This window comes from Acinetobacter sp. (genome assembly GCF_050285345.1).
GTDB lineage: Bacteria > Pseudomonadota > Gammaproteobacteria > Pseudomonadales > Moraxellaceae > Acinetobacter.
Genome location: NZ_JBLZXR010000052.1, coordinates 21,489 through 28,136, shown reverse-complemented (window position 1 = coordinate 28,136; position 6,648 = coordinate 21,489). Strand labels below are relative to the sequence as shown.

At 39.3% G+C, this 6,648-nt stretch carries 5 protein-coding genes; 4 read left to right on the top strand and 1 reads right to left on the bottom strand.

Annotated elements, in window-relative coordinates; all coding sequences use genetic code 11:
- Positions 1-403 precede the first annotated feature (403 nt).
- Positions 404-1,708, top strand: coding sequence for a histidinol dehydrogenase (gene hisD / locus ACN6OV_RS04970; RefSeq protein ID WP_427950249.1), 1,305 nt, complete (start codon positions 404-406; stop codon positions 1,706-1,708).
- A gap of 120 nt (positions 1,709-1,828) precedes the next feature.
- A complete protein-coding gene (gene hisC / locus ACN6OV_RS04965) occupies positions 1,829-2,920 on the top strand; it encodes a histidinol-phosphate transaminase (RefSeq protein WP_427950243.1) in 1,092 nt (363 codons plus the stop codon).
- Between the two features lie 72 nt (positions 2,921-2,992).
- Here hisC and ACN6OV_RS04960 read toward each other — a convergent pair whose 3' ends face one another.
- Entirely contained in the window at positions 2,993-4,336 is a 1,344-nt protein-coding gene (locus ACN6OV_RS04960) for an anthranilate synthase component I family protein (protein WP_427950240.1), read from the bottom strand.
- A gap of 254 nt (positions 4,337-4,590) precedes the next feature.
- On the opposite strand from ACN6OV_RS04960, the gene filA reads away from it, so the two are divergent.
- A complete protein-coding gene (gene filA / locus ACN6OV_RS04955) occupies positions 4,591-5,568 on the top strand; it encodes a putative pilus system protein FilA (protein WP_427950238.1) in 978 nt (325 codons plus the stop codon).
- Between the two features lie 197 nt (positions 5,569-5,765).
- On the top strand, positions 5,766-6,599 hold the full coding sequence (gene filB, locus ACN6OV_RS04950) for a putative pilus system C39 family peptidase FilB (RefSeq protein ID WP_427950235.1): 834 nt from the start codon (positions 5,766-5,768) through the stop codon (positions 6,597-6,599).
- Positions 6,600-6,648: the final 49 nt, after the last annotated feature.

Here is a 6,648-nt window from a genome sequence, read left to right as displayed (position 1 = left end):
AGATTTCGACACCTTTATCAAAACGGGTAACTTTCTCTTTTTCAAGATCAATGTCCGATCAGATCTGAACTAATACAGCTGTACCTTGAATAATTTTTATGAATCATACATCTAAATTAGAAAGCTGCCGCTCTCCGACAATCTCCTACATAATATCCAGATAAATAAGGTTGGATTTAGCTGAACTGTCCGATCGAAAAAAGCTGGGCAATATCTTTGATGTCCATTTGCATTCACCTCTTTTTAACATCCTATAGAACGTTGTAATTTTAAAAAGCTCTTTAAATACGTTTTTACAATAAAGTTCAAAGTAATTATTCATTAAACTCTCACTTCAGTTAGAGGATTGTTGCCCACAAAATACAGGAAACAAGGTAAACTAAAGCTTCCCTTTATTTTCATTGTGGATAAATTGATGCGACGTTTATCGACTCAAGATCAAAAATTTAAACAAGTCTTTGCTGACCTGTTGGCTTTTGAAACCGTGAGTGACTCAGAACTTTTAAAAACCGTAGACCAAATTATCGCTGATGTTCGTCAGCATGGTGATGCTCATGTTCTTAAACTCACTCAACAGTTCGATCGACATCCAGCGCATCAATTTTCGGACCTTGAACTAAGCCAAGAACAACTCAAGGCGGCTTTTGATGGTTTAGATCCTGAAGTCCGTGAAGCACTTGAGCTCGCGGCAAGCCGTATTCGTGAGTTTCACCAAGTGCAAAAGCAGGATGGTTGGACTTATGTCGATGCTTTGGGCAATACTTTGGGCCAAAAAATTACCCCACTCGATCGTGTAGGGATTTATGTGCCGGGTGGCTTAGCTTCATATCCATCTTCAGTATTAATGAATGCCGTGCCTGCACATGTTGCAGGTGTGTCTGAAATTATTATGGTGGTACCAGCACCGAATGGTGAGTTGAATCCATTGGTATTGGCTGCAGCTTACTTAGCGGGCGTACACCGTGTCTTTACTATTGGTGGGGCACAAGCCGTCGCAGCATTGGCCTATGGTACAGAAACCATTCCATCTGTAGATAAAATTACCGGTCCCGGTAACCGTTTTGTTGCAGCAGCAAAACGTGCCGTATTTGGTCAGGTTGGGATCGATATGATTGCGGGACCTTCTGAAATTTTGGTTTACGCCGAAGGCGAAAATAACGCGAAATGGTTGGCGATGGATGTATTGTCTCAAGCGGAACATGACACTGTCGCACAGGCAATTTTCATTACTCCAGATGAGCAACTATTACATGATGTAGAACAGGCGATTGAAGAGCATTTGGCGGCATTGCCAAAAGCAGAAATTGCGCGGACATCGATTGCCAATCGTGGTGCATTAGTGTTGGTCAAAGATCGTCAAGAAGCCATTGATTTGATTAACCAAGTTGCGCCTGAGCATTTGGAGCTTTGTTTAGATGAAGCAGAAAAAATGTCAGAAAGCATTCGTCATGCAGGTGCAATCTTTATGGGACGTTATACCCCTGAAGCGATTGGTGACTACTGTGCAGGTCCGAATCACGTACTGCCTACTTCGGGCACCGCGCGCTTTTCATCACCGCTTGGTGTGTATGATTTCCAAAAGCGTTCAAGCCTGATTATGTGTTCTGAGCAAGGTGTAAAAACTTTAGCGAGAACTGCAGATATTTTAGCGCAGCAAGAAAACTTAGATGCGCATGCGCGTTCAGCACGTTATCGTTATCAAAATTAATTCATAAAGTTTATCTATTCAATAATGGATATCTCTCTATGGGAGAGGTTAGGAGAGAAGATCTATAGAATCTTTCTCTAACTCCCTCTCCTAAAAGGAGAGGGAGTTAGAGAAAATAAAATGTTAAATATCACTACAGAACAAATGCGTTTTTGGAGTCCAGACGTACGTGAATTAGAGCCATACGTACCGGGCGAACAACCAAAAATTCAAAACTTATTGAAGTTGAATACCAACGAAAATCCATACCCACCATCTCCAAAAGTTGTGGAGGCTGTTCAAGCGGTCTTGGCAAATGATGCAGATGTACTACGTTTGTATCCAGACCCAGATGCCTCAGCATTAAAACAGGCCATTGCCAAACAACAGCATGTTGCTGTTGAAAATGTATTTGTCGGCAATGGTTCAGATGAAGTCCTTGCGCATATTTTCAAAGCATTTTTTGTGCAAGAGCTTCCGATTTTATATCCAGATATTACTTATAGCTTCTATCCAGTCTATAGCCAATTTTTTGGGGTTAAAACTAAAGTTTTACCGCTAAATGATCATTTTGAAATCGTGGTGGATGACTATAAGCAAGCCAATGGTGGGATTATTATTACCAATCCAAATGCACCAACCAGTATTGCTTTAGGTTTAGCAGCAATTGAAGACGTACTTCAAGCCAATCCAAACTCAGTGGTGGTGATCGATGAAGCTTATGTCGACTTTGGTGCTGAATCAGCTGTCAGTTTGGTTGAAAAGTATGATAATTTGGTGGTGTGTCAAACCACCTCTAAGTCTCGTTCATTGGCAGGACTGCGGGTTGGTTTTGCGATTGCACAGCCGCATTTGATTGCAGCACTGGAAGCGGTGAAAAACAGTTTTAACTCTTATCCGATGGATCGTTTTGCCATTGCTGCGGCAGTTGCATCCTTTGAAGATCAAGCCTATTTTGAAGCACAAAACAAAAAGGTAATTGCCAGTCGTGAAAAATTGGTTGAGCAGTTAACTGAGATTGGCTTTAAGGTTTTACCTTCGAGCGCCAACTTTATTTTCGCTTCATTGGCAGCAAAAGATGCAGGTGAATTAGCCGCGGAATTACGTGAACAAGGTATTATTGTGCGTTATTTCAATAAACCTCGAATCAATCAATTTCTACGTATTACCATTGGAACCGATGAGCAAAATCAACGTCTTGTCGATACGCTAAAAAATACAATTTTGGTTTAAAAGCCAATTTAAGAAATTAAAAAAAAGCCTAACAAATGTTAGGCTTTTTTCTTTTTAGATGCTCATTGAAAGTTATTCAGGTCGATACCATGTATTCAACAAATGAAGTAGTGCTGAAACTTTATCAAAACATTCCTGATATTCTGCATCACAGTCCGAAGCAATGGTAATACCGCCACCTGCCCAAAGTGACACGTCGTTTTGGTATTTTTGAATGGAGCGAATTAAAATATTCCAAGAACCTGTTCCATCATCATTAAAATAACCGAGTGAGCCACAGTAAGCACCACGTGGAGCAGCTTCAAGTTCATTAATAATTTGCATCGCACGAATTTTAGGTGCACCTGTAATTGAACCGCCGGGCAGTGCCGATAGCAACATCTCAAATGGATTGATGTCTACTTTTAGTGTGGCTTCAACCTCACTTACCATGTGGTGGACTTGATTAAATGATTCAATGTTAAATAGTTTTGGCGTCTTAACAGATCCAGTTTCTGCATAAACGCTTAAATCATTACGCAGTAAATCGACAATCATGACATTTTCAGCCTGATCTTTCTGAGAATGTGCCAGTGTGGATTTGGATTCAGCATCAAGAATAGGGTCTTCGAAGCGCGGCATAGTCCCTTTAATCGGTTTGGTGATGATTTTTCGATGGGCTTCAAAATCAATAAATAATTCGGGTGAACAGCTTAAAAGTTCAAAATCATCAATACGTAAATATCCTGAATAGGGGGCATCCGTCAACGTCCAAAATTGATCGACTGTATCTAATAAACTTCCCTGAGCTTGTGCAGTGAATTCTTGTGTTAAATTAATTTGATAGCAGTCACCAGCTTTAATATATTCCTGTACTTGCTGAAATGCATGTCGGTACTCGGATTTTTCCCAGCGTGCTTGACAGGGTGTATCTAAACGAAATGTTTGTTGATTTTTTGTTGATTGATTAAATAGAGATAAAATAAAGTGATAGATCTCATCTGCGAGCACTTCATGACTATAAAAAATCCATCCTTCGGATTCTAATTTTAAATAACTTTGAAAATTTCCTAAAAATAGCTCAGGTTGATGTTTTGCATGTAAATGAATCTGTTGTTGAGCCGCAAAATCATAGCTGATAAAGCCCATTAGGCCGCCTGTAAAGCCATGGTGTAGATTGTTTTGCGAATTGTTAAAATCCATATTGAATGGTGTGTCAACTTTACACTCAACATATTCTTGAAGCCCTTGTCGAGAATACGTTTTGAGCTGACCTTGTGGCATAATTTGATAATGCGTTGCCAGAAAGCCAATCACAGGATGTTGTACATCTTGCAGGAAAACAGCATGCGAAAGCGTGGAAAGTGCTTGTAAAATAGATTGGGCACTGACATGAGATTGAAGAATTAATTTTTTATAAATCGTCGGTTTAGACATCTATAGACGTACATCAAGCAGAAAGTATCCACATTTTATACCATTCCGAAATCAATTGGCTTGCAAATACCGTTTGTCGGTAAGAAATAGATTGCGACCAACGACAGTTGAACAATTTTGCACATGGATATAATTTAACCGTGCAAGCAAACCACTCAAGGAAAGATTTAACAGTTGTCACAAAATAATATAACAACTGGATAAATCGAGTGGTTGAAAACCAAAAAAAATAAATACTCTTGGGAGAGTACCATATGAAAAACTTCACTAAATTAGCATTAGTTTCTTCAATCGCGTTCAGCGCAAATGCTATGGCTATGCAAGCAATGGATGATGCTGCGCTTAGCTCAACCACAGGTCAAGACGGTATCAATATTGGTATCGGTATTTCTAAAATTGAAATCGAAAAACTTTACATTCACGATAATGACGGTTTAGCTGCAAAAGGCATAGCAGGAGTTGATGCTGGTTCGGGCGGAACTGGCGCGGCAGGCGCGATTGTTATTCAAGGTAACGGAATTGTTGGTGATGCGTTAGAGAAAAAAGGTATTATCATTGGTGCGAACTATGCAGATAATGGTGCTTATCTTCTTGCTTCACGTAATTTAGCTGATTTGCGTATTGACACTGATGCTGGTACAGGTGCAAACGGTGCATTTATTAACATCGCAGCTGATGTTTCTGGTTTAGATATCAAAATCGGTGAAATTGGTGTAACTGCATCTGGTACAGCGGGTACAACAGGTATTCGTCGTGGCGGTGATGATAGCAACTACAACGCAATTTTATCTGGTTTATCTTTAAAAACTGGCCCAATGGCTGCGAACGTACAGTTAGGTGCAGCGCCACAAGGAGCGATGATCAAACTAAGCACAACAATGGCTGGTGGTTTAGAAATTAATAACCTTGGTATTTTGGATGCTTCAACTAAAACAGCTACACGAGCTGCGGGTGAAATCTTCATTGAGAGCATCAAAGTTACTGATGCGGGTGCAAATGATTTAACAATTAAGCAAGATGTACGTGTATACGGTAAAGAGGGTGCAAATAACGGTTATATCCAAATGGTAAGTAATTCAGGTCCAATCGATAACTATGTGAAAGGTATTCACTTAGGTAGTAAAGATGCTGGTTCGATTGGTGACATCGAAGTTCAAGGTTTACAAACTTTCTACAGCCCATCTATGGGTGTTTATAACCCAGGTTCTGTGATTACAATTTCAAGCAAGTAATCGAGAGCTAGTAAAAAGCGCGTGTACATCACGCGCTTTTTTTTACAAAAAATGCAAAATGACCGTAAAAATCATAAAAAAATACTGTTTTTTTATAAAAAAAAAGGTATCTTGCATAGTACATAGATGTAGAGCAATAGCTCTAAAAAATAATGAAAAAAAGGCACATCATTGCCGATAACTAAAAGTTAGAAGATATGTTAGAGATAGCAGTTGGCTCGGCATTGATGTATTACTTTGCCAAAGAGTCCTTCGATTTAAAAGAAAAGCCAGTGGGTACAGTTCACTATACTGAAACTTTGGATTCACGTAATGATTCCTTCATGCGTATGCACCGTGAATCTGTAAAAATTAAACCAGCCATAGAAGATCAATTTCGTGGCATTGTGCGTCAAGCCTATGACTATAGCTGTGGTTCAGCAGCGTTAACAACCTTATTAAATGGTTATGTCGGAACCCAGATTACCGAACAACAAACCATGAATGGGCTGCTGAAATTTGGTGAAACTGAAAAAATTATTGAACGTCGTAGTTTCTCTTTATTGGATATGAAGCGATTTGTTGCTGCATTAGGTCTAGAGAGTGGGGGGTACAAAGGGGAATTTTCTGATCTGGTCAAGCAAGGTCAACCAGCGATTGTTCCGATTTCCTATGCAGGATTTAAACATTTTGTGGTCTTTAAGGCTTATAAAGATGGTCGTGTTTATGTTGCAGATCCAGCATTGGGAAATATCAGTTTTGATGAAGTTCGTTTCCAGCAAATTTGGGAAAATAATACACTTTTCTTAATTAATGTTGCGCCAGAGCAGCGAAAAAATTTGTTGGCTTTACAAGACGCGGACTTACGTCATGTAGAGGATGCAACCGTTAACCGTTATGCGCTTGTCGATATCCAATATCCTCAATTTTATATGGAAAAAATTGCAGATAAAGCTTCGACTATTCGTCTCGATAAAAATATGAATGAAGAGTCGGATTCTTATGGAAAATCGAATTACAACTTTTTAAGGCTTTATTACAAGAGTAAATAACCAAGTAAAGTGAAAAAGTAAATCAGGATTAAAAAAATAAAAAAGTGGT